Below are 1,047 nucleotides of genomic sequence, written 5' to 3'. Positions count from 1 at the left end.
GCGACTGCGCGAGCCCGCCGTCCCAGGGGAGCGTGGCGACCTGGTTGAAGGCGGTCTGGCCGCTCTGCACGACCAGCTTCTTGTCGTCGATGTACGGCTTGAGCACGCTCATCGCGCCGTTGAAGAAGAAGTTGGCGTTGTTGTCGTCCGGGGAACCGGCGAACAGCTCGAGGTTGAACGGGCCCTTGCCGTCCTTGAGGCCGAGCTTGTCGACGATGTAACTGCCCTGCAGGACGCCGACCTTGAAGTTGTCGAAGGTGGCGTAGTAGTCGACGTTCTTGGTGCCGCGGATCAGGCGGTCGTAGGAGATCACCGGGATCTTGGCGTCGGCGGCCTTCTGCAGCACGTTGGTGAGCGAGGAGCCGTCGATGGCGCCGATCACCAGCAGCTTGGCGCCCTTGGTGATCATGTTCTCGAGCTGCGAGACCTGGTTCTCCACGACGTTGTCGCCGTACTGGAGGTCGGTCTTGTAGCCCTTCGCCTGGAACTCCTTGGCGATGTTGTTGCCGTCGTTGATCCAGCGCTCCGACGACTTGGTCGGCATCGCGATGCCGACCAGCCCGCCCTTGGCGCTCCCGGCGCTCTTGGCCGCGTCGTCGCCGACGCCGTTGGCACTCTGGCCACAGGCCGCCAGGGTGAGCGAGAGGCCCGCCGCAGCGAGTCCGATCGAGAGCTTGCGCACTGTTCCTCCATGGGTGGCCGCGCCGCTGGGGTGGGGCGGCGGTACCTGAGTGTTAACGCTCACAGAAAGCCCGTCAAGGGCTCTGCGGGTCACCGTTTCGTCTCGTGCCGCAGGCTTGACCAGAACAATTGTTAGCGCTAACAATCCAGGTGTACCCGAGCGGCCGCAGTCACGGCCGCGCCGCGCCGGGGCGTCAGGGGCTGACGGCGAGGACCAGGAAGGCGGCCATGATGGCTAGGTGGACGCCGCCCTGGAGGGGGGTGGCCCGGCCGGGCATGACGGTGAGGGTGCCGACGGCGATGCTCAGGGCGAGCAGGATCATGTGGGTGGCGTCGAGGCCGAGGACCAGGGGGCCGCTCAGCCAG

At 66.6% G+C, this 1,047-nt stretch carries 1 protein-coding gene and 1 pseudogene; both read right to left on the bottom strand.

The window, feature by feature from the left end; all coding sequences use genetic code 11:
• A partial coding sequence (locus ABD323_RS41580) for a substrate-binding domain-containing protein (RefSeq protein WP_344447280.1) occupies positions 1-682 on the bottom strand: 682 nt, incomplete at its 3' end.
• Positions 683-875: 193 nt separating this feature from the next.
• Positions 876-1,047: pseudogene (locus ABD323_RS41575) on the bottom strand (ionic transporter y4hA); the annotation flags it as partial.

This window comes from Kitasatospora nipponensis (genome assembly GCF_039528135.1).
GTDB lineage: Bacteria > Actinomycetota > Actinomycetes > Streptomycetales > Streptomycetaceae > Kitasatospora > Kitasatospora nipponensis.
This window is presented reverse-complemented; position numbering and strand designations above follow the sequence as displayed.